We start from the raw sequence: 20,600 nt of genomic DNA, 5'->3' as shown, positions 1-20,600 counted from the left end.
GAGCGTCACACGGGGTGTCGGGTGTGACGGTCGGCGCGGCTGGGGGGCGGTGGCGTCCTCGGGTGTGACGGCGGGCGCGGCCCGGGGGTGGCGCACGCCGTCGGGCACTGACGGACGGCCGGCCCGGCGCTACTCCGCGGCGTCGAGCGCGCCCAGGTCCTCGGCGTCCACGATCCGGTAGGAGTAGCCCTGCTCGGCGAGGAACCGCTGGCGGTGCGCCGCGAAGTCGGCGTCGACCGTGTCCCGGACCACGACGGCGTAGAAGTGCGCCTCGCGTCCGTCGCCCTTGGGGCGCAGCAGGCGGCCCAGACGCTGCGCCTCCTCCTGGCGTGACCCGAACGCGCCGGACACCTGGATCGCGACGGCCGCCTCCGGCAGGTCGACGGAGAAGTTCGCTACCTTCGAGACGACGAGCACGGGCACCTCGCCGGCGCGGAACGCGTCGAACAGCTTCTGCCGCTGCGTCACGGTCGTGGCGCCCGTGATGACCGGGGCGTCGAGGGACTCGGCGAGCTCGTCCAGCTGGTCGAGGTACTGCCCGATGACGAGCGTCTGCTCGCCCGGGTGGCGCGCGAGGAGCGCGCGGACGACGTCGATCTTGCCCGGCGCCGTCGCCGCGAGCCGGTAGCGGTCCTCCGGTTCGGCCGTCGCGTAGACCATCCGCATCGGTTCGGGCAGCGAGAGCCGAACCTCGACGCACGAGGCGGGGGCGATGTAGCCCTGCGCCTCGATGTCCTTCCACGGTGCGTCGTACCGCTTCGGCCCGATGAGCGAGAACACCTCGTCCTCGCGGCCGTCCTCGCGCACGAGCGTCGCCGTCAGCCCGAGCCGACGGCGAGCCTGCAGGTCCGCGGTCATCCGGAAGATCGGGGCGGGCAGGAGGTGCACCTCGTCGTAGACGACGAGCCCCCAGTCCCGCGCGTCGAGCAGCTCCAGGTGCGGGTAGGCGCCCTTCCGCTTCGTGGTGAGCACCTGGTACGTCGCGATCGTGACGGGCCGGATCTCCTTGCGGGCGCCGGAGTACTCGCCGATCTCGTCCTCGGTGAGGGTGGTGCGCCGGACCAGCTCGTCGCGCCACTGCCGCGCGGAGACGGTGTTGGTCACGAGGATGAGCGTCGTCGCGGACGCCTGCGCCATCGCGCCCGCGCCGACGAGGGTCTTGCCGGCACCGCACGGCAGCACGACGACGCCGCTGCCACCGTGCCAGAACGACTCCACGGCCTCGCGCTGGTACGGCCGCAGGGACCACGCGCCCGCGCCGTCCGGACCGGTGCCGGCCTCGGCGAGCGCGATCGGGTGCGCCTCGCCGTCGACGTACCCCGCGAGGTCCTCCGCGGGCCAGCCGAGCTTGAGCAGCACCTGCTTGAGGTGGCCGCGCTGGGAGGGGTGGACGACGACGGTCGTGTCGTCCAGCCGCGCCCCGACGAGCCCGGCGGTCCGCCTGGACCGCAGCACCTCCTCGAGCACCGCGCGGTCGAGCGCGTGCAGGACGAGCCCGTGCGCGGGGTCGGGCAGCAGCTGCAGACGGCCGTAGCGCGACATCGTCTCGGCGACGTCGACGAGCAGCGCGTGCGGCACGGGGTAGCGCGAGAACCGCACGAGCGCGTCGACGACCTGCTCGGCGTCGTGCCCCGCGGCGCGCGCGTTCCAGAGCCCGAGCGGGGTGAGGCGGTACGTGTGCACGTGCTCCGGCGCGCGCTCCAGCTCGGCGAACGGGGCGACGGCGCGGCGCGCCTCGCCCGCGAGCGGGTGGTCGACCTCGAGCAGCAGCGTCTTGTCGGACTGGACGATCAGGGGGCCGTCGGGCATCCGACCAGTCTCTCAGGTGATCGGGCCGGCCCCGAGGCGGGCGGTGGGTCAGCCGGCCGGCGGCACCGGCTCGACGGCGACGACGCGGTGCACCGCGACCGTCAGGTCCGTCTCGCGCGCCAGGTCGCGCGCGATCACGACGCCGTCGCGCACCCGCAGCGGGATCACCCGCCGGTGGCCCACGCGCCCGGACGGACCGGCGACGGCGAGCATCACCTCCGCGCCCGCCCTCGCCGCCTCGCGGAGCCGGCCGAGCAGGTCGGCCGCGTCCCGCTCACCCGCGCTGGCGCGCGCCTGCCCGTGCCGCAGCCGCGCGACGGCCTCGGCCAGGTCCCGCTCGCCGTCGTGCACCTCGGGCGACCCGCGCACCTCGCGCGCCCCGCGCACCGGGCCGTGCTCGACGACGAGGCCCGCGACCGGGCGGGACGCGCGGGGCCGCCCCGCGACGTCGACGACGTCCCCGTCCGGCCCCTCGACGAGCACCGGTCGCCCGAGGGCGCGCAGCAGCTGCGCCAGCCGTCCGGCCGGCACGGGGGAGACCGCGACGGTCGGGGCGATCAGGCGCAGGCCGAGCCCCGGCTCGCCGAGCAGCACCGCCAGGACCGTGGGGTCCTCGGCCCGCAGGTACGCCGCGGCCGAGCCGGCGCGCAGGCCGCCGTGCCGGCGCTGCGCCTCGCGCACCGCGTACTCCAGCGGCTGGGGCAGCGGGGTGCGGGAGAACGCGGCGAGCCGCGCCAGCAGGTCCTCCGCGTCGTGCCCGGCGGCGATCGCGCGTGCGAGCGACGCGGTCGTGAAGCGGACGGTCAGCGCCCCGCCGCGTGACTCGGTCTCGGCGCTCGCGTCCAGCAGCGCCGCCAGCTCCGGGGCGGGTCGCCCGGGCACGACGGCGGTGAGGTCCGCCTGGACGAGCATCTCCTCGACTGGCGGCGGCAGGAGGTTCCGCAGCGCGTCGGCCAGCGCGCCGAGCGCCGCCTCGGGGTCGTCCGCGGACGGGGGCCCGACGGCGAGCAGCGCCCGCCCGGTCCCGGCGAGCGCGCCGGCGCCCGTCAGCCCGAGCACCTCGGCCTCGGCCAGGACGCTCGCCACCGCCCAGACCGGTGGGGGAGCGGCGGGGGTCGACCAGGCCACGTGCGCGACGACGGCCTCGGCGTCGGGTGCGGCGCCCGCCGGCCACGCGGCGAGGGCCGCGAGGACCCTGGCCCGCAGGTCGGACGCCCACCCGCGGTCCAGGCCCGGCTCGAGGGGAGCCCGGCGGGCGCCGTCGGGCGCTGTGGTCCCGACGAGCGCGAACGCGCGCGGGCTCGCCCACCACGCGAGGACGGCCTCCGCCCAGGCGACGGCCGGGTCGACGGCGCGCTCGGGGCCGCCGACGCCGCCGACGCCGTCGCCGCCCCGCGCGTCCGCGGCGCCCGCCGAGAGCTGCGGCCGCTCGTGGGTCGCGACCGGGACCCAGAACGTCCCCTCGAGCTCCACGAGCCGCCCGACGGCCCCGGTGGCGGCGGCGAGTTCGACGAGGAGGTTCGCGCGCTCCTCGGGCACGTCGAGGGCGAGGCGCGTCCGGCGCATCTCCCGGATGCCGACGCCGCCGGAGCGCAGCGCCGGAGCCGGGTGCTCCGACCACGCCTCGAGCAGGTCCGCGAGGTGGCGGGCGAGGTCCAGCGCGGCGCGGCCGGCCTCGGCCGTGACGGAGTCCGGGTCGATCACGTGCGCCGACGGCAGCGGCGGCGCCCCGGGGACGCCGCGGTGGGTGCGCCCGCCGCGGGCGGCGAGCGCGACCGCTCCGGGCACGAGGACGGCCTCCGCCCCCTGCGGGACGATGAGGCCGGCGGCGAGCAGCTCGCCGACCGCGTCCGCAGCGGCGGACCCCGCCTCCGGCAGCGTCCCCACGGGGCCGTCCCACGCGAGGCGGTCCAGGAGCAGGCGAGCCGAGGGGCCGACCGCCGGCTCGCCGTCGGGCGTCGCAGGTGTCGCGGACGTCGCGGAGGTCGCGGTGGGGACGTGCCCGACGGCGAGCCCCGCCGGGAAGGGTGCGCGCGCCTGGGGCACGCCTGCGCTCGGGCGCCAGGTGGCCGGCGCGGTGGCTGCAGGGGCGCCGGCCCCCGGCCGGGCGACGACGAGGGCGAGGGCGGCGAGGTGCGCCAGCGCGGCGTCGACGACGTCGACGGCCAGCCCGGACGCCGTCGAGACCCGCTCAGCGGTGACGTCGCCCTCGAGCGCGTCGAGCGCCACGACCGCGTCCAGCACGGCGAGCGTCGGGGTGTCCAGTCGCGCGACGGCGAGCCGCGCCGAGCGCTCGGTCGCGGCGCGAGCGGCCAGCGACGTGAGCGTGCCGGGAAGCGGGCTGAGCAGATCCGGCCGCGCGTGCAGCAGTGCTGCGAGCGCGTGGTCCGGCCACGTCTCGAGCGCCGCGGCGGACAGCGAGGTCGACATTGGGTTCACGGTAACGAACCACGTGGAGCCTCCGACCGAGGCCACCGACAGGTAGGATGGACTGCCCAGACAAGCGCCCCGCTCAGAGGTGGACCAACCCGTGCCTACTGGCAAGATCAAGTTCTTCGACGTCGATCGTGGATTCGGCTTCATCGCCGGCGACGACGGTTCGCAGGTGTTCCTGCACGCCTCGGCGCTGCCGGCGGAGGTCACCGCGCCCAAGCCCGGCCTGCGCGTCGACTACGGCGTCGCGGACGGCCGCAAGGGGCCGCAGGCGCTCGCCGTCACCGTGCTCGACCCGACCCCGTCCGTCGTGCGCGCCCAGCGTCGCGACGCCGAGGACATGGCGCCCGTGGTGGAGGACCTCATCAAGCTCCTCGACCGCGCCGGCGCCTCGCTGCGCAAGGGGCGCTACCCCGAGCGCGAGTTCTCCGGCCGCCTCGCCAAGGCGATGCGCGCCGTCGCGGACGAGCTCGACGCGTGATGGACACCGAGGTCGAGGGCGCGGTCGCCGAGGCGGACGTCGTCGTGGACGCCGAGACGCCGGCGAGGTCCGCCAGGACGGTCCGGGCCGCGAAGCGTGACGCCGTCCTCGCGGCCGCCGTCGACCTCGCGCGCGAGGCGGCGCTGGAGGTGTCCGGTGGCGACGACGTCGGTGCGCACCTGGGCTACACCGACGACGGCGAGCGTCTCGGCAGCCATCGCTTCGCCACCACGGCGCCGGGCTACCGCGGCTGGCACTGGACCGTGACGGTCGCCCGCATCTCGCGGTCCCGGCACGTGACGGTGTGCGAGGTCGAGCTGCTGCCCGGTGACGAGGCGCTGCTCGCGCCGGCCTGGGTGCCGTGGGCGGAGCGGCTCGCGCCGGGTGACCTCGGCGCCACCGACGCGCTCCCGTACGACGCCGACGACCCGCGCCTGGAGACCGGCTACCGGCCCACGGGCGACGTGGCCACCGACCAGGTGGCGATCGAGGATCTCGGCCTGTGGCGCGAGCGTGTGCCGACCCGCGCGACTCTCGAGGCGGCGGCCACCCGGTGGGCGGCGGGTGACCGCGGCGGGACGTCCGCCGGCGCGCGCGGGTCCAAGGAGGGCTGCGAGACCTGCGGCTTCCTCGTCCCGCTGACCGGGGTGCTCGGGTCGATGTTCGGCGTGTGCGTCAACGAGTGGTCCCCGGACGACGGCAAGGTCGTCTCCTTCGACCACGGCTGCGGTGCGCACAGTGAGACCGACGGTCCGCGCTCGGGCGGGGACTGGAAGACCACGTCCCCGGTCGTGGACGACTTCCAGGTGGACGTGACGCCGGGCTGACCCGACGGCGGCCCGTGCGGGCTCTGTGCGCGACGACGCGCGCCCGTCCGGCGTCCGCCGCGGGGCCGGACCGCTTCCGTTACCGTTCCGTTATCCGATTCGTTTCACTGTTCACGCAAAAGTCGGCTAACCTCCCCCGTGGGGGAAGGGGAGCGGGATGGCTCTTGGGGTTGAGCCAACGCCGCGATCGACTACCGACACGTTCACGGATGGGGCCGTGCGTGCGGATCGTCGTAGCCGCGTTGATGAAGGGGAAACGGCTGCCGCAGGGCAGCGTGTGCACTCGACGGCCTGGTACGGGCGCGTCAAGGCACTGATCACAGTCGGCGATGCCGTCGCGATCGGCGTCACGCTGGTGGCGGCGTACTTCATCCGGTTCGGTGACACGAACCCACGGGTGTGGTCCTCCGCCGACAGTGCGACGGTCGGGTACGAGCAGGTGGGACTGCTCATCGGGCTGGTCTGGATGATCAGCCTGGCCGCCAACCGGTCGAGGCAGTCGACGATCCTGGCGCAGGGCCTGGTGGAGTACCACCGGGCCGCGAGCGCGACGCTGCTCACGTTCGGCAACGCCGCGATCGTCGCCTACCTGCTTCAGGTCACGCTGTCGCGGCAGTACTTCCTCGTGGCGCTGCCGCTGGGCATCGTGCTCGTGGTGGCGAACCGCTGGGTGATGCGCCAGTACCTGCGGCACGCGCGGAGCGAAGGGCGCTTCCAGGACAGGGCTCTCGTCGTCGGGCGCCTGGAGGACGTGCACCGCGTGCAGCGCGAGCTGCGCCGCACCAGTGCTGCGGGCATCGCCCCGGAGTTCGCCTACTACGTGGACTCCGCGGACGACGTCGCGCAGGCGGCTCGCAGCACGCTGGTGGCCCGGGCCAACGCCGAGGACGTCGACCTGGTGATCATCGCCGGCGAGCTCCCGGGCGGTGCCGACGCGGTGCGTCGACTGAGCTGGGACCTCGAGCGCACGCGCGCCGACCTCGTGCTCGCCTCGCGCCTGACGGACATCGCGGGGCCTCGCATCCACCTGCGGCCCATCCCGGGCATCCCGCTCGTGCACGTGAGCCTGCCTCGTTTCACGGGCTGGTCCTACGTCGTGAAGCGCGCCATGGACGTGGTGCTCTCCGCCGTCGCCCTCCTCGTGCTCTCGCCGGTGTTCCTCGTGGTCGCCGCCGCGATCAAGCTCGACGACGGCGGTCCGGTGTTCTTCCGGCAGACGCGCACCGGCACGAACGGCGAACCGTTCCACATGCTCAAGTTCCGGTCGATGCGTACGGACGCCGAGCAGGTCAAGGCCGAGCTGATGACGGCGAACGAGGGCGCGGGACCGCTGTTCAAGATGAAGGCCGACCCGCGGGTGACCCGCGTGGGCCGCGTGCTGCGCGCCTACTCGCTCGACGAGCTCCCGCAGTTCGTCAACACCCTCCGGGGCTCCATGAGCGTGGTGGGCCCTCGCCCGCCGCTCCCGAACGAGGTCGCCCAGTACGACAACGCCGCCCACCGGCGCCTGCTCATCAAGCCCGGCATCACCGGGCTCTGGCAGGTCAGCGGTCGGTCGAACCTCTCCTGGGAGGACAGCCTCCGGCTGGACCTGTCCTACGTGGAGAACTGGTCGCCGGTCGGTGACCTCGCGATCGTCGCACGCACCGCGATCGCCGTCGTACGCCGCGAAGGGGCGTACTGACCCACAGACCACGTCGGCCGGGGGCTGCGCGCAGCTCCCGGCCGGCGTGCCCCATGCGCCCCGTCGCTCCGCGTCGCCCGCCGCGGAGCGGCGGGGCGCGCTCATGGGAGCCGGTTCAGCCCGTCAGCACGTCCGCGAGACGTCGGCACGCCTCACGGATCGTCGCGTAGGAGCTCGCGTAGACCGCAGCCGAGCGCCCGTAGGGGTCCTGGACGTCGTCCTCCTCGACCGGGACGCGCAACCGCGGCCTCGCGCGCAGCGCCAGCGGCGTGAGCTCCTGCAGTCGGGCACCGGGCGTCGACCCCGCCAGCGGCGTGGCGCCCGCGATGTCGGTGGATCCCGCGAGCCGCACGAGCTCGCGCAGGGTGAAGGTGCGACGCAGTGCGCCTGGTGCCTCGCTCACCACCCGCGAGCGGTGCTGGCGCGTCATCGCCAGGATGACGTGCGCCTCCTCGATCTGGTCGCGGTGCAGCTGGCGGGCGCGGAAGCCGCCGGCGTCGAGACCGTCGGCGGCCAGCAGTGCGGCCATCGCGGGCTCGACGGGGGCGCCGACGACGGCCTGCGTGCCGGCGGACCGGACGGAGACGCCGGGGCCGAGCGCGTGCGCGAGCAGCACCTCGGCGGCCGGTGAGCGGCAGATGTTGCCCGTGCAGACGACCAGCACGTGCGTGGTCGGACGGGAGCGGCGCACGGGGGCAGCCTAGGGCGAGGCAACCGTGGCTGCGCGGCCGTCCGCACTCCGAGCGACCGCGCCGATCGTTGCTTACGCTAACTAAGTGGTAGACTTCAGGTCGTGCCCGCACAGTCCTCCGGTCAGCCCCGCCAGCCCCGGGAGACCAACGCCGAGCTCGTGTCGAACCTTCGACGCGCCGTGCTCATGACGTCCCGCCGCCTGCGCGCCGAGCGCGCGGGCGGTGTCACGGAGTCGCAGTACTCCGTGCTGGCGCACCTGAGCTGCGAGGGCGAGTGCACGCCGTCGGACCTCGCAGAGCTCGAGTGCGTCTCCGCGCCGTCGATGACGCGCACGGTCGCCGCGCTCGAGACCGCCGGTCTCGTGGAGCGCCGTCCGCACCCGGACGACGGCCGGCAGGTGCTCGTCCGGATCAGCGACGAGGGCACAGCGGTGATCGCCGCGACCCGACGTCGCCGCAACGCATGGCTGACGCAGCGCCTCGGCGCGCTCAGCCCCGACGAACGGGACGCGCTCGCGCGCGCCGCCGACATCCTGAGGAGGATCTCCGCCCGGTGAGCAGCTCGTGAGCACGACCTTCGACTCCCTCAAGTTCCCCGCCTACCGGCTCTGGTTCGCCGGCGCGCTCGTCGCGAACGTCGGGACGTGGATGCAGCGCATCGCCCAGGACTGGGTGGTCCTCACGGACCTCTCGGACAACTCGGGGATCGCCGTGGGGATCGTCACGGCGCTGCAGTTCCTGCCCGCGCTGCTGCTCGGGCCGTACGGCGGACTCCTCGCCGACCGCCTGCCGCGCCGCGGGCTGCTCATGGTCACCCAGGGTGCGATGGGCGCGCTCGCGCTGGGACTCGGCGCCCTCGTGCTGAGCGGGTCCGCGCAGCTGTGGCACGTGTGGGCGTTCGCGTTCGTGCTGGGCGTCGTCGCCGCGGTCGACAACCCCGTCCGGCAGACCTTCGTGGCCGAGCTCGTGCCGCAGTCCTCGCTGCCGAACGCCGTCGGGCTCAACAGCGCGTCGTTCAACGCGGCACGGCTGGTGGGTCCCGCCGTCGCCGGCCTCACCATCGCGGCCGTCGGGCCGGGCTGGGTGTTCGTGGTGAACGCCGCGTCGTTCGCGTTCACCGTCGGGGCGCTCATGCTCATGCGCACCCGCGACCTGCACCCGCTCCCGCACGCCGAGCGGAGCAAGGGGAAGGTGCGCGAGGGGATGCGCTACGTCGGCGCTCGCAGCGACATCCTGCTCATCATGGCCGTGGTGGGCGTGGTCAGCGCGCTCGGGCTCAACTTCCAGCTGACGTCGGCGATGATGGCCGTCACGGTCTTCGACCAGGGCGCCGCGAACTACGGCCTGCTCGGCTCGGTCCTCGCGATCGGGTCGCTCGCCGGCGCGCTCATGGCGGCGCGGCGGTCGCAGCCGCGGGTGCGGTACATCCTCGGCGCGGCGCTCGGGTTCGGCCTCGCCAGCGCCCTCATGGCGATCGCTCCGACGTACTGGACGTACGCGCTCGCGGCCATCCCGGTGGGGTTCTGCTCGCTCACGATGCTCGCGTCCGCGAACGCCTACGTGCAGACCTCGACCGCTCCCGAGATGCGCGGCCGGGTCATGAGCCTCTACCTCATGGTGCTCATGGGCACGACGCCGATCGGCTCGCCCGTCGTCGGCTGGGTGGGGGAGGCGTTCGGAGCGCGGTGGAGCATCGGCATCGGCGCGATCGCCACGATCCTGATCGCGGTCCTCGGGATCGCCTGGGCTCGGCGCGCGTGGCACGTCGAGCTGCGGTACGTGCGCACCCCCTCGCCGCACGTGCTCGTGCTGAGCGACGCCGACCGGATGGGCCGCGCGGTCTGACGCCCGGCGCGTCCCACCCCGGCGTGCCCGCTCCGCCGTCGGCCGGGCTCAGAGGCGCTCGACCACGAAGTCGACGCATGCGGTGAGCGCCTCGACGTCCTCGGGCTCGACGGCGGGGAAGGCCCCGATCCGCAGCTGGTTGCGGCCGAGCTTGCGGTAGGGGAACACGTCCAGCACGCCGTTGTCCCGCAGCGCGCGGATCACGGCAGTGGCGTCCACCTCGGGGACGAGGTCGACCGTCGCGACGACGGGCGAGCGGTGCGCGGGGTTGACGACGAACGGCGTGGCCCACTCCCGAGCCTGCGCCCACGCGTACACGTGATCGGTGCTGCGGCGCGAGCGCTGCGCCGCCCAGTCCAGGCCGCCGTGGTCGAGGAACCACTCCACCTGCTCCACGAGCAGCACGAGCGTGGCGATGGCCGGGGTGTTGAGCGTCTGGTCCAGTCGTGAGTTCGTGAGGGCGACATCGAGCGAGAGCGACTCGGGGATCCACCGGCCCGAGGCGGCGATCTCGCCGATCCGGTCCACCGCGGCGGGGGAGACGACGGCGAGCCACAGCCCGCCGTCGGACCCGAACACCTTCTGCGGCGCGAAGTAGTAGGCGTCCGCCTGCGTGAGATCCACGACGGCGGCGCCCGCGATCGAGGTGGCGTCCACCAGCGTCAGGGCGTCGGCCGGCGCGCCCGGCGGGCGACGGACGGGCGAGACGACTCCCGTGGAGGTCTCGTTGTGGGCCCAGGCCACGACGTCGACGGCGTCGCTCGGGTCGGGCACGGCGAGCGTGCCGGGCTCGGCGCGCACCACCTCGGACGGCTCGAGGAACGGCGCGGCCGTCGTCGCAGCCGCGAACTTGCCGGAGAACTCCCCGTGCACCGCGTGGTGCGCACGGCTGCGGACCAGGGAGAACGTGGCCGCGTCCCAGAAGCTCGTGCTTCCCCCGTTCCCGAGCACCACCTCGTGCCCGTCGGGTGCCCCGAGCAGCTGCGCCAGGCCCTCGCGCGCGCGGCGCACCAGATCGCGCACCGGTGCCTGACGGTGCGAGGTGCCCAGCACGGTGCTGCCGACCGCGGCCAGCGCCTCGACCTGCGCGGGGCGCACCCTGGACGGGCCGCTGCCGAACCGCCCGTCGGCGGGCAGCAGGGACGGTGGGATCACGATCGTGGCCGGGGCGGTGCGAGCGGCGGGGCTCGGCACCGCAGAGCTCGGCACGGAAGAGCTCGGCACGGCAGAGCTCGGCACGGCAGAGCTCGGCGCCGCAGTGTTCGGCGCCGCAGAGCTCGGCTCGGTGGCCGACGCGGGCGCGGGCGGTTCGACGGGTTCGGTGGGCGAGGGCGTGAACACGGCCCCCATCCTTGCGCACCCGCCGTTCGGCATAGGGTGGTCTCTGGAAAGCCGCGAGCGAAGGGGCGAAGGGTGAGCGACCTCATCGACACGACCGAGATGTACCTCAAGACGATCTACGAGCTGCTCGAGGAGGGCATCGTCCCGCTGCGGGCTCGCATCGCGGAGCGCCTGGGTCACTCGGGTCCCACCGTGTCCCAGACCGTGGCCCGCATGGAGCGGGACGACCTGGTGGTGGTGACCGACGACCGTCACCTGGAGCTCACCCGAACCGGACACGCGCGCGCCATGCACGTCATGCGCAAGCACCGGCTCGCCGAGCGCCTGCTCACGGACGTGATCGGTCTGGAGTGGCCGCGCGTGCACGAGGAGGCGTGCCGGTGGGAGCACGTGATGAGCGGCGAGGTCGAGGCACGCCTCATCACCCTGCTCGGGCACCCCGACCACGACCCCTACGGCAACCCGATCCCGGGCCTGGACGAGCTGGGGGAGAAGCGAGCCGAGCCGTTCCTCGCCGGCGTGACGTCCCTGCTCGCCGCGGTGACCGCCGGGGAGAACCAGTTCACGGTGCGTCGGATCGGCGAGCCGCTGCAGGTCGACGTCGAGCTGCTGCGCCGGTTCGAGGAGTCCGCGGTGCTGCCCGGTGCCCGCGTGACCGTGACCCGGGAGCCTGCGACGCTCTCGCTCCAGGCGGAGGGGTCCGAGATCGTGCTCGACCTCCCGTCCGAGCTCGCGCGGCACGTCTTCGTCGAGGTCTGAGGGTCAGCCCCGCATGTGACGGGCGCGCGGGCGGGGTCGGCCTCCTCCGCTGCCGCGCGCGCCGCGTCGGCGGGGTCGATCCACACGCGCCGGCAAGGCCCGGAGATCGTGTCTGTGGGGTTGCCCACAGCCTTCTGACCTCGCCTTTTGTTGGACCGTTGAACGAGACTTGACCTGCCAGGACGTACTTTTGGTCGCACTTGACCAAACTGGGTGCGGGTCACCGTGACCAAAACGTGACATCGCGCTCGGGGATCAGTTACAGTCCCCGCATCCCTCTTCCGAGGGAGACCCGCGCGGCACGCCGAGCCCTGCCACCGCGACCGGGGAGCCTACCCAAGGCAGGGACGGGGGACCCACCGTTCTACGGGCTCCGGCCACGCCGGGGTCCTTGGGGTGAAGCTCCCACCGAGAGGCGGGAGCCGGGTGCACTCCAGCCCGACCCGACAGCTCACCTCGCAGGCGTAGGAGGAACACGACTTGACCCAGGTGATCACGCGCGGCCGCCACCGGGCTTCAGCCCGACCCACGACCGCTCTCGACGTCATGGCGTCGAACGTTGCGAGCAGCATTCCCGGCAACCTCGGCCGCACCGCCGTCGTCGCTCTCACGTCCACGGGTCTCGTCCTCGGCGGTGCCGCCGTGGCCCAGGCTTCCCCGTCCGGACAGCCCGACACGATCAAGGCTCCGAGCACCAAGTCCACGACACTGAGCGCTGAGCAGATCGAGCGCGCCGGCACCCAGTCCACGGTGACCGTGGACGCCGGCACCGACCTCGGCATCACCGCCGCGACCGTGACGGCGGAGGCCCCGCCGCCCCCGCCGCCCCCCCCGCCCGTCGTCCGCACCGTCACCACGTCGCGCACCCGGACGGCCACCCAGGCCACGACGCGCACGACCACCAACGAGGACACCGCGACCGCGGCGGCCGACAGCGCCGAGGCCGAGACCGTGAGCGCCGCCCCCGCGATCGACGGGAGCCTCGCCTCCGCCGTCGTCGCCGAGGCGTTCAAGTACATCGGCACCCCGTACGTCTCCGGCGGCGCGAGCCCGTCCGGCTTCGACTGCTCGGGCTTCCTGCAGTACGTGTTCGCGCAGGTCGGCGTCTCGCTCCCGCGCACGTCCTCGGCCCAGGCGGCGGCTGGCTACCGCGTCTCCGCCTCCGAGGCCCGCGCCGGTGACCTCATCTACCAGCCCGGCCACATCGGCATCTACCTCGGCGACGGCCAGCACATCGCTGCCCGCAGCCCGGGCACGCCGCTCAAGGCCGGCCCGGTCTACATGACGAGCCCGCAGTACATCCGCGTTCTCGGCTGACACCAGCCCACGCACGACGGCGCCCCGGACCTTCGCGGTCCGGGGCGCCTTCGCGTGGGGTGACCACGCGTGGCACCGCGTGGGGATGCCCTGACAACCCCGCCGGTGCGGGCTAGGGTCGAGTCATCACCGAGCGAAGGGGGTGAGACGCGATGACGCACACCCCGGAGGTGCTCGTCGGCGTCGACGGGTCCCGGGCCAGCGCCCAGTCTCTCGAGTGGGCGCTCCAGGAGGCGGTCCGGCGCAGCTGGTCGCTGCGGGTGCTCTGCTCCTACTCCTTGCCCTCGTTCACTGCGGCGTCCATCGACGGCGGGTACGCCGCCCTGGACGACACCGCGATCCGTGACAGCGCCCAGGCCGCGCTCGACGCCGCCGTCGCGCAGGTCTCCGACCGGGGGGTCGAGGTCAGCGCCGACCTCGAGACCGGTGACGCCGCGGGCGCGCTCATCGCCGCGACCTCGAACGCGGGGCTCGCCGTCGTGGGCACGCGCGGCGGCGGCGGCTTCACCGACCGGCTGCTCGGCACGGTGTCCAGCGCCCTGCCGGCGCACGCGCACTGCCCGGTCGTCGTGGTGCCGCACCGCACCAAGGACGGCGGCGAGGGCGACACGCCCGTCCGCCCGCCGCGCAAGATCGTGGTCGGCGTCGACGGCTCGCAGAGCGCCCGGGTCGCGCTGCAGCACGCGGTCGCCGAGGCGACGCTCTGGGGCGCCGAGCTCACCGTGGTCGCGGCCGTCCCGATCAGCCAGGGCTCGAGCATCCTCCCGTGGCTGCCGTCGGCGGTGGACCGCGGCCAGATCCTCGCGGACGTCGAGGCAGGCCTCAAGGTCACGGTTGACGAGGCGGCGCGGGATGCCGGGATCTCCGTCTCGATGCACGCGATGGACGGGACCGGCGCCGCGCTGCTCACGGAGTTCTCCACCGCGGTCGACCTCGTCGTCGTGGGCTCGCGCGGGCGGGGCGGGTTCACCGGGATGCTGCTCGGCTCCACGAGCCAGTCTGTGCTGCACCACGCGTCGTGCCCCGTGCTGGTCGTGCCGGTGCGCCTGGACAAGGAGGAGGACTTCTCGCCCGTGCGGCCGCCGTGGACGCGGTGAGGGCGGGGCTCTGGGTGCCCCCGGCGCGAATCGAACGCGCGACCTACCGCTTAGGAGGCGGTTGCTCTATCCCCTGAGCTACGAGGGCGGGGACCGGGCTGCACCGGCGGCGACCAGCCTACCGGGCGTCCGAGGGCCGGGACGGCGCGCGGACGCCCGGGACGAGGGCGTCACCGGGGTGAGGATGGAGGCATGACCACCTCCACCACGCCCGCCGACGCACCCGCCCGCCACGCCGCCCACGACCCGTCCGCCACGGGGTCTGTCGCCCGAGTCACGGATCCGCTCGACGTCGGGCCGGTCGTCCTCGGTGGCAACGTGTTCGGCTGGACGGCCGACGCCTCTCACGCGGTGCTCGACGCGTTCGTCGCGGGCGGCGGACGTGCGGTCGACACCGCGGACGCCTACTCCGCCTGGGTGGACGGCCACGTGGGCGGGGAGTCCGAGACGGTGCTCGGGGACTGGCTCGCGGCGCACGGCGCCCGGTCGGACGTCGTGGTCGCCACCAAGGTCGCCAAGCTCGCGAGCCGCCCCGGCCTTGCCCGGGACAACGTGTCGGCCGCGCTGGAGGAGTCGCTCGCACGTCTGCGCACCGACGTCGTGGACCTCTACTACGCGCACGCCGACGACGCCGAGCTCGCGCCCGAGGACATCGCCGCCACCTTCGGTGCCCTGGTCGCGGACGGGCGCGTGCGCGCGTGGGGCCTGTCGAACTTCCGTCCCGACCGCGCCCGCGCGGTGGTCGAGGCCGCCCGCGCGGCCGGGACGGCGGCACCGGCGTACTCCCAGGACCGCTGGAGCCTCGTCGAGCGCGGGATCGAGGGCGACCTCCTGCCCACGCTGCTCGACCTCGGCCTCACCGAGCTGCCCTACCACGCGCTCGCGGCCGGCTTCCTCACGGGCAAGTACCGCCCGGGTGCGCGGGTCGACTCCCCGCGCGCGGGCGCCGCCGGCCGCTACCTCGAGCGCCCTGGTGCGCTGGCGCTGCTGAGCGTGCTCGACGACGTCGCCGCCGCGCACGGGGTCGACGTCGGTGCCGTCGCGCTGGCCTGGCTGCGGACGCGGCCGGGCGTCGGCGCGCCTATCGCGAGCGCGCGCTCGGTCGCGCAGCTGGGTCCGATCCTCGCGTCGTTCACGCTCGAGCTCACCGCGGACGAGGTGACGCGGCTGACCGCGGCGAGCGACGCCGTCGTGCCTGCGTCCTGAGCGCGGGCCGGGGCTGGTCGCGGTCCGGTCGAGGCGCGTCCGCAGCTGCGGCGAGACCGGCCTGCCGAGGGCGCGCAGGGCCGCGCGTGCCGGGGCCGCCTGGCGTGTACGGCTCCGTGGCGGCCCGGAGCCGGTTAGCCTGCCATGGTGACGAGCGGAGGGTGCGCGTGACGTCGGGACGTGACGAGCACGAGACGGAGATCCTTCCGGCGACGCGGGACGAGGCGAGCGGGCCCGACCGGGCCGGCGCCGTCGGCGACCTCGAGACCGGCGCTGTGGCGTCCGCAACCTCTCCTGAGACCTCGCCCGAGGCCGCGGCTGAGGCCGCGCCTGACGCCGGTGCCGGGGCGGGGACCGAGGCCGCGACCGCGCAGACCACGCCCGCGCAGCCCACGCCCGCGCAGCCCACCCCGGCCGCGCCGGCGCCGACCCAGGTCCCGGACGCGGAGCCGGCGCCGGCTCGTGCGGCCGAGCCGGTCGCCGAGCCACTCACCCGCGCCGAGGCGGTCGCCAGGGCGGTGCGGCAGTGGCAGGACGCGCTGTCCGCGCTCGGCGGCGAGTCGGCACTGCGCGACATCGACACGGTGGCCGACGCGACGCTCGACCTGTCCGCGGCGCACCCCGGCGGCATGGCGCAGCTGCTCGCGGGGCGCCCGACGGCGCTCGGCAACCTCGTGCGTGAGCCGTCGGCGCTCGCCCACGCCCGCCGTCGGGCGCGGGTGGTGCTCGCGCGGGCCGCCGAGCACCGGCACCAGTACGGCGTCACGGCCACGACGGCGGCGCTCGGCGTCATCGCGTGGAGCGAGCCCGGCGAGGACGGCGCCCGGGTCGACGTGCGGGCGCCCGTGTTCCTGCGTCCCGTCGCGCTGGAGATGGCCGACGGCGACCTCGAGCCCACGCTCACGCTCGGCGGTCGCGCGCAGCTCAACCCTGTCGTGGAGCACGCCCTCCTGCACGCGGGCCTCGACCCGGCGGTGCTCGTCGCGCCGGTCCTGGAGGGCTCCTCCGACCTGCGCGAGGCCCTGGACGGCATCCGCGACGCGGCCGTCGGTGCGCTCGAGGAACCCGAGGTGTCCGAGCTCATCGTCGTGGGCTCCTTCGCCCACCCCGGTCAGCTCCTGGCCGACGACCTCGCCGGCGGATGGCTCGCCGGCCACGACGTGGTGGCCGCGCTCGCGGGCGACCGTGACGCGATCCGGGCGCTCGCCGTCGAGCCGCCGCCCGCGCTGACGCGCGACCGCGATCCCGGCACCGAACGCGGGGTCGGCGACCTCGACCTCGCGCAGCAGCGCGTGCTCGACACCGTGGCGAGCGGCCTGTCGGTCGTCGTGGACGCCCCGCCCGGCACGCCCACCACCGAGACCGTCGCCGCGATCGTCGCGGACGCGGCCGCCTCCGGGCGCACCGTGCTGCACGTGCCCGGGACCCGCCGCGCCGGAGAGAGCCTCGTCGCCCGGATGATCGAGCTCGGCCTGGACGGCATGGTGCTCGACGCCGCCGACGGCCCCGCCCAGGGCCCGTCGGCCGGCGGGCTCCTCGTCGCGCGCCTCGGCGCCGACCTGCCCACGGTCGACAAGGTCGGGATCGGGGCGCAGCGGGCCGAGCTCACCCGGCTGCGCGCGGCGCTCACCGCCCGCGTGGACGCCTGGCACACCCGGCACCACCAGCTCGGGGTGTCCCCGTACGACGCGCTGCAGGCGCTGGCGGAGCTCACCGCCCGCCGCCCGGCGCCGCGCAGCCAGGTGCGGTTGAGCTACGCCACGCTCGGCCGGCTCACCGGTCGTGCGCTCGAGGACGCCCGCGGCGAGCTCGCGCGTGCGGCGGCACTCGGCGCCTTCCAGGTCCGCCGCAGCGACAGCCCGTGGTTCGGGGTGCGGCTCGCCGACGCCGACCAGGCGCGCGCTTGCGTGGCCTCGGTGCAGCGCCTCGCCGCGCGCACCCTGCCGGCGCTGCGGCAGAAGATCGCGGTCGCCACCACGCAGACCGGCCTCGAGCCCGCGCGCGACCTGGAGACCTGGGTCGAGCAGCTGCGGATGCTGCAGGGCGTGCGCGCCGCGCTCGACGTCTTCCAGCCGACCATCTTCGAGCGCTCCGCCGCCGACCTCGTCGCCGCCACCGCGCCGCGCAGCGAGCGCGACGCCTACGACGAGATGCCGGCCGCCGTGCGGCGGCGCCTGCGCAAGCAGGCGAAGGACCTGCTGCGGCCCGGGCGGCACGTCACGGACCTGCACGCCGAGCTCGTCGCGGTCCAGGAGCAGCGCGAGGTCTGGCAGGTGCACTGCACGGCGGGCGGGTGGCCGCGCCTGCCCGACTCGATGTCGGAGCTCATCGGCGCGACCGAGGAGGTCACCGCCGCGATCTCCGAGCTGGACGCGCCGCTGCGCAACACCGTCGGCGACGGCTCGGTGCCGCTGGAGCACCTGCACCTCGACGACCTGTCCGACCACCTCCTCAGCCTCGCCGAGGACGAGAGCGTGGCGCGTGCCCTGCCCGAGCGCACCGACGCCGTCGCGCGCCTCGTGGACCTCGGGCTCGCCGACCTGCTCGACGACCTCGCCGACCGGCGCGTGCCGCTCGAGCTCGTGACCGCGGAGCTCGACCTCGCGTGGTGGACGAGCGCGCTCGAGCACGTCATCGCCAGCGAGCCGGCGCTGCGCGGCGCGTCGAGCTACGCGCAGGACGTCGAGCGGCTGCGGGAGCTCGACCGTCGCCAGGTCGACAGCCTCGTCCCGCCCGTCGCGCTGGCGACGGCGCAGGCGCTGCGCACGGTCGCCGTCGCGCACAAGGCCACGGCACGCGAGGTGTTCCGCCTCGCGGACGCGGCGCGACGCGGCATCGCGCCGTTGGACCTGCGTCGCTTCCGCGCGGAGTACGCGCCCGTCGGAGCCCAGGTGGTGCCGTGCTGGAGCGTGCCCGCGATGCTCGTGCCACAGCTGCTCGAGCGGCCGGGCGCCGAACCCGACGGCCCGCCCGTGGACCTCGTGGTGCTCGACTCGGTGCAGAACCTCGCCACCGAGCAGGCGGTCTCCGCGATCGCCCGGGCGCGGCAGGTGGTCCTCGTCGGCGACGTGCGGCGCGGTGGCACCGGGCTCGTGGCCGACCTCGCGGCGGTGCTGCCGCGCGTGGAGCTGGACGGCTCGCGCACCGACCGGGACGAGTTCCTCACCGCGTTCCTCGCGGCCCACGGGTACGAGGGCGCCGTGGTGGAGGTGCCGTCGCCGCCGGGTCCGACGGCCATCCGGCTCGACCTCGTCGAGGGGCGTGCCCTCGCGGCCCACGGCGGCGTGGTGGACAGCGTGCCCGCCGAGGTGGAGCACGTCGTCGACGTCGTCATCGACCACGCCCTGAGCCGCCCCACCGAGTCGCTCGCCGTGATCGCGCTGAACCCGCGGCACGCCATGCGGATCCGCGAGGCCGTCGCGGCCGCGGTGACCGGGAGCCCCGCCGTCGCCGGCTTCTTCGACACCGGGCGGCTGGAGCCGTTCCAGGTGGTCGACGTCGAGCAGGCCGCGGGCATGCGGCGCGACGCCGTGGTGCTCGCCGTCGGGTACGGCAAGACGCCGCACGGCCGGGTCATCCACCAGTTCGGCGCCGTCAGCTCCGCGCGCGGGGTCTCGCTGCTCGTGGACGCCCTCGAGGCGTGCCGGCGCCGGCTCGTGGTGACGAGCTGCCTCGCGCCGTCGGAGCTCGACAGCACCCGGCTGCGCTCGGCCGGGTCGCGGATGCTCTCGGACCTGCTGCAGTTCGCGGCCGCGGGCGGGGAGTACGGCGTGCCGCCCGCCGAGCGCGAGGGACACCCCGCACCGCTGCTCGTCGACCTCGCCGACCGCCTCTGGAAGCTCGGGCTCGACGTCGTGGCGGACTACGGCCCGCCGCGCGGCGTGCGGATCCCGCTCGCCGTGGGCCACCCCTCGCTGCCGGGGACGTTCCAGGTGGCGGTGCTCACCGACACCGACGACTACGTGATGACCGGCAGCCTGCGAGCGCGCGACCGGTACTGGGTCGAGCGCCTCGAGCGGCGCGGCTGGGCCGTGGTGGTGCTGTCCTCGCTCGACGTGTTCCTCGACCCGGCGGCTGCCGCGCAGCGTGTGCTCGACGCCGTCACGGCGCGCGTGCGCGACGCGCTGGCGGCGCCGACCCGCACCGCGGCCAGCGCGCCGCCCGTGCTGCAGGTGGACGAGGACGGTGCGGACGACGCCGACGAGCCCGTGGGGCTGGGCGGGGTCGAAGCGGGCCGGCGAGGCGGTGGCGACCGCGGAACGGACGCCGGCGGCGGTGAGTCGGCGGGGTCGGACGTCGGGGACCGTGCGGGTGCGGGCTCGGGTGGCCCTGCGGACGGCGCGGGTGCGGGGGAGGCGCTGGTCGACGTGACCCGCCTCGACGGCGCGGCCGAGGCGGTCGACCCCGCGGAGACCGAGGACGAGGCGTCCGAGGCGCCGCCCCGGCAGGGCGAGCGCCCCGACGTCTTCGCCGGGCTCCCGATGGGCGCCTACTCGGTGCGTGAGCTCGACGCCCTCGCCGCCTGGATCATGAGCGACGGCCTGGGGCGGGACGACGCCGAGCTGGCCGCCCAGCTGCGCGCCGAGCTCGCGGTGCCCCGGGGTGCCGCTCGGGCCGACGAGATCATCGGTGAGGTGGTCGAGCGGACGCTGCGGCCGCGCCCCGAGGAGCCAGCTGCGGATGATCACGACGACGTCGGCGACACGGCGGCCGAGCGGGAGACCCGCTACTCCGCCGGGCCGGAGACCGCGGAGATGATCGTCCGGTTCAGCGACGACGACGCAGCCGACGACGACGCAGCCAGCGCGGACTCAACCGCGGCTGACGCGCGCGGCGGCGACAGCGCGGACTCAACCGCGGCTGACGCGCGCGGCGGCGACAGCGCGGACGCCCGCGGCGGGACCGAGCCGGGGGCGACCGCGCAGCGTGCCTCGGCGGCGGCGCGCCCGCCGGCCCCTGCCGTGCTCCCGAGCAAGGCGTGGGAGGACGAGGACCGTGCCTGGGGCGACCGCGGCGGCGACGACGAGGATCGCCTCCGCCGTGAGCGCCCGCCCCACTGGGGCTGAGCCCGCCCGATACGACGGAGCCGGACTCGCCCGCGGGCGAGTC

15 protein-coding genes, 1 tRNA gene and 1 riboswitch are annotated in these 20,600 nt (G+C 75.3%); of the genes, 11 read left to right on the top strand and 5 right to left on the bottom strand.

The genetic code is table 11. The features are described 5' to 3' along the window. Window positions 1–129: 129 nt before the first annotated feature. Window positions 130–1,809, bottom strand: a complete 1,680-nt coding sequence (locus FH969_RS10335) for a DNA repair helicase XPB (protein ID WP_139987184.1) — start codon at window positions 1,807–1,809, stop codon at window positions 130–132. A gap of 48 nt (window positions 1,810–1,857) precedes the next feature. Next, window positions 1,858–4,239 carry a helicase-associated domain-containing protein gene (locus tag FH969_RS10330; protein ID WP_180359760.1) on the bottom strand — a complete coding sequence of 794 codons (2,382 nt, stop codon included), beginning with the start codon at window positions 4,237–4,239 and terminating at the stop codon, window positions 1,858–1,860. Window positions 4,240–4,339: 100 nt separating this feature from the next. Here FH969_RS10330 and FH969_RS10325 point away from each other — a divergent pair, with 100 nt between their 5' ends. The 3 genes from FH969_RS10325 (at window position 4,340) to FH969_RS10315 (ending at window position 7,234) form a co-directional block, all read left to right on the top strand. After that, window positions 4,340–4,723: a cold-shock protein gene (locus tag FH969_RS10325; RefSeq protein ID WP_108718131.1), complete on the top strand. Its 384-nt coding sequence runs from the start codon at window positions 4,340–4,342 to the stop codon at window positions 4,721–4,723. Beyond that, window positions 4,723–5,550, top strand: a complete 828-nt coding sequence (locus FH969_RS10320) for a DUF3027 domain-containing protein (RefSeq protein WP_108718130.1) — start codon at window positions 4,723–4,725, stop codon at window positions 5,548–5,550. The genes FH969_RS10325 and FH969_RS10320 overlap by 1 nt, the downstream gene beginning before the upstream one ends. A 277-nt stretch (window positions 5,551–5,827) precedes the next feature. Then, window positions 5,828–7,234: a sugar transferase gene (locus tag FH969_RS10315; RefSeq protein WP_180359759.1), complete on the top strand. Its 1,407-nt coding sequence runs from the start codon at window positions 5,828–5,830 to the stop codon at window positions 7,232–7,234. A 115-nt stretch (window positions 7,235–7,349) separates the two neighbouring features. Here the strand turns inward: FH969_RS10315 and FH969_RS10310 are convergent, their stop codons facing one another. Then, on the bottom strand, window positions 7,350–7,925 hold the full coding sequence (locus FH969_RS10310) for an arsenate reductase/protein-tyrosine-phosphatase family protein (RefSeq protein WP_139987181.1): 576 nt from the start codon (window positions 7,923–7,925) through the stop codon (window positions 7,350–7,352). Between the two features lie 102 nt (window positions 7,926–8,027). On the opposite strand from FH969_RS10310, the gene FH969_RS10305 reads away from it, so the two are divergent. Further along, window positions 8,028–8,483 carry a MarR family winged helix-turn-helix transcriptional regulator gene (locus FH969_RS10305; protein ID WP_234417811.1) on the top strand — a complete coding sequence of 152 codons (456 nt, stop codon included), beginning with the start codon at window positions 8,028–8,030 and terminating at the stop codon, window positions 8,481–8,483. Window positions 8,484–8,490: 7 nt separating this feature from the next. Next, the gene (locus tag FH969_RS10300) at window positions 8,491–9,771 is read left to right on the top strand and encodes an MFS transporter (RefSeq protein ID WP_139987180.1); all 1,281 of its coding nucleotides are present in this window, start codon (window positions 8,491–8,493) and stop codon (window positions 9,769–9,771) included. Between the two features lie 48 nt (window positions 9,772–9,819). Here FH969_RS10300 and serC read toward each other — a convergent pair whose 3' ends face one another. Further along, a complete protein-coding gene (gene serC, locus FH969_RS10295) occupies window positions 9,820–10,929 on the bottom strand; it encodes a phosphoserine transaminase (protein ID WP_246071859.1) in 1,110 nt (369 codons plus the stop codon). A gap of 1 nt (window position 10,930) precedes the next feature. On the opposite strand from serC, the gene FH969_RS15795 reads away from it, so the two are divergent. From FH969_RS15795 to FH969_RS10280, 4 genes are all read left to right on the top strand, one after another. Next, window positions 10,931–11,188, top strand: coding sequence for a hypothetical protein (locus FH969_RS15795; protein WP_234417810.1), 258 nt, complete (start codon window positions 10,931–10,933; stop codon window positions 11,186–11,188). Beyond that, window positions 11,185–11,871 carry an iron-dependent transcriptional repressor DtxR gene (locus tag FH969_RS10290; protein ID WP_108718125.1) on the top strand — a complete coding sequence of 229 codons (687 nt, stop codon included), beginning with the start codon at window positions 11,185–11,187 and terminating at the stop codon, window positions 11,869–11,871. The genes FH969_RS15795 and FH969_RS10290 overlap by 4 nt, the downstream gene beginning before the upstream one ends. 329 nt (window positions 11,872–12,200) lie before the next feature. Continuing rightward, window positions 12,201–12,345: riboswitch (cyclic di-AMP (ydaO/yuaA leader) on the top strand. A 72-nt stretch (window positions 12,346–12,417) separates the two neighbouring features. Then, on the top strand, window positions 12,418–13,188 hold the full coding sequence (locus tag FH969_RS15275; protein ID WP_108718124.1) for a C40 family peptidase: 771 nt from the start codon (window positions 12,418–12,420) through the stop codon (window positions 13,186–13,188). Between the two features lie 152 nt (window positions 13,189–13,340). After that, window positions 13,341–14,285 carry a universal stress protein gene (locus FH969_RS10280; RefSeq protein ID WP_108718123.1) on the top strand — a complete coding sequence of 315 codons (945 nt, stop codon included), beginning with the start codon at window positions 13,341–13,343 and terminating at the stop codon, window positions 14,283–14,285. Window positions 14,286–14,300: 15 nt separating this feature from the next. On the opposite strand, the gene FH969_RS10275 is transcribed toward FH969_RS10280, so the two are convergent. Then, a tRNA-Arg gene (locus tag FH969_RS10275) sits at window positions 14,301–14,373 on the bottom strand. Window positions 14,374–14,477: 104 nt separating this feature from the next. Here FH969_RS10275 and FH969_RS10270 point away from each other — a divergent pair. Together FH969_RS10270 and FH969_RS10260 are read left to right on the top strand one after the other, a co-directional pair. Further along, a complete protein-coding gene (locus FH969_RS10270) occupies window positions 14,478–15,491 on the top strand; it encodes an aldo/keto reductase (RefSeq protein ID WP_108718122.1) in 1,014 nt (337 codons plus the stop codon). A 167-nt stretch (window positions 15,492–15,658) separates the two neighbouring features. Further along, window positions 15,659–20,557, top strand: coding sequence for a hypothetical protein (locus FH969_RS10260; RefSeq protein WP_180359758.1), 4,899 nt, complete (start codon window positions 15,659–15,661; stop codon window positions 20,555–20,557). Window positions 20,558–20,600: the final 43 nt, after the last annotated feature.

Source organism: Miniimonas arenae (assembly GCF_006351005.1).
Lineage (GTDB): Bacteria > Actinomycetota > Actinomycetes > Actinomycetales > Beutenbergiaceae > Miniimonas > Miniimonas arenae.
The sequence above is the reverse complement of the archived record's forward strand: the minus strand, read 5'-3'. Positions and strand labels throughout refer to the sequence as shown.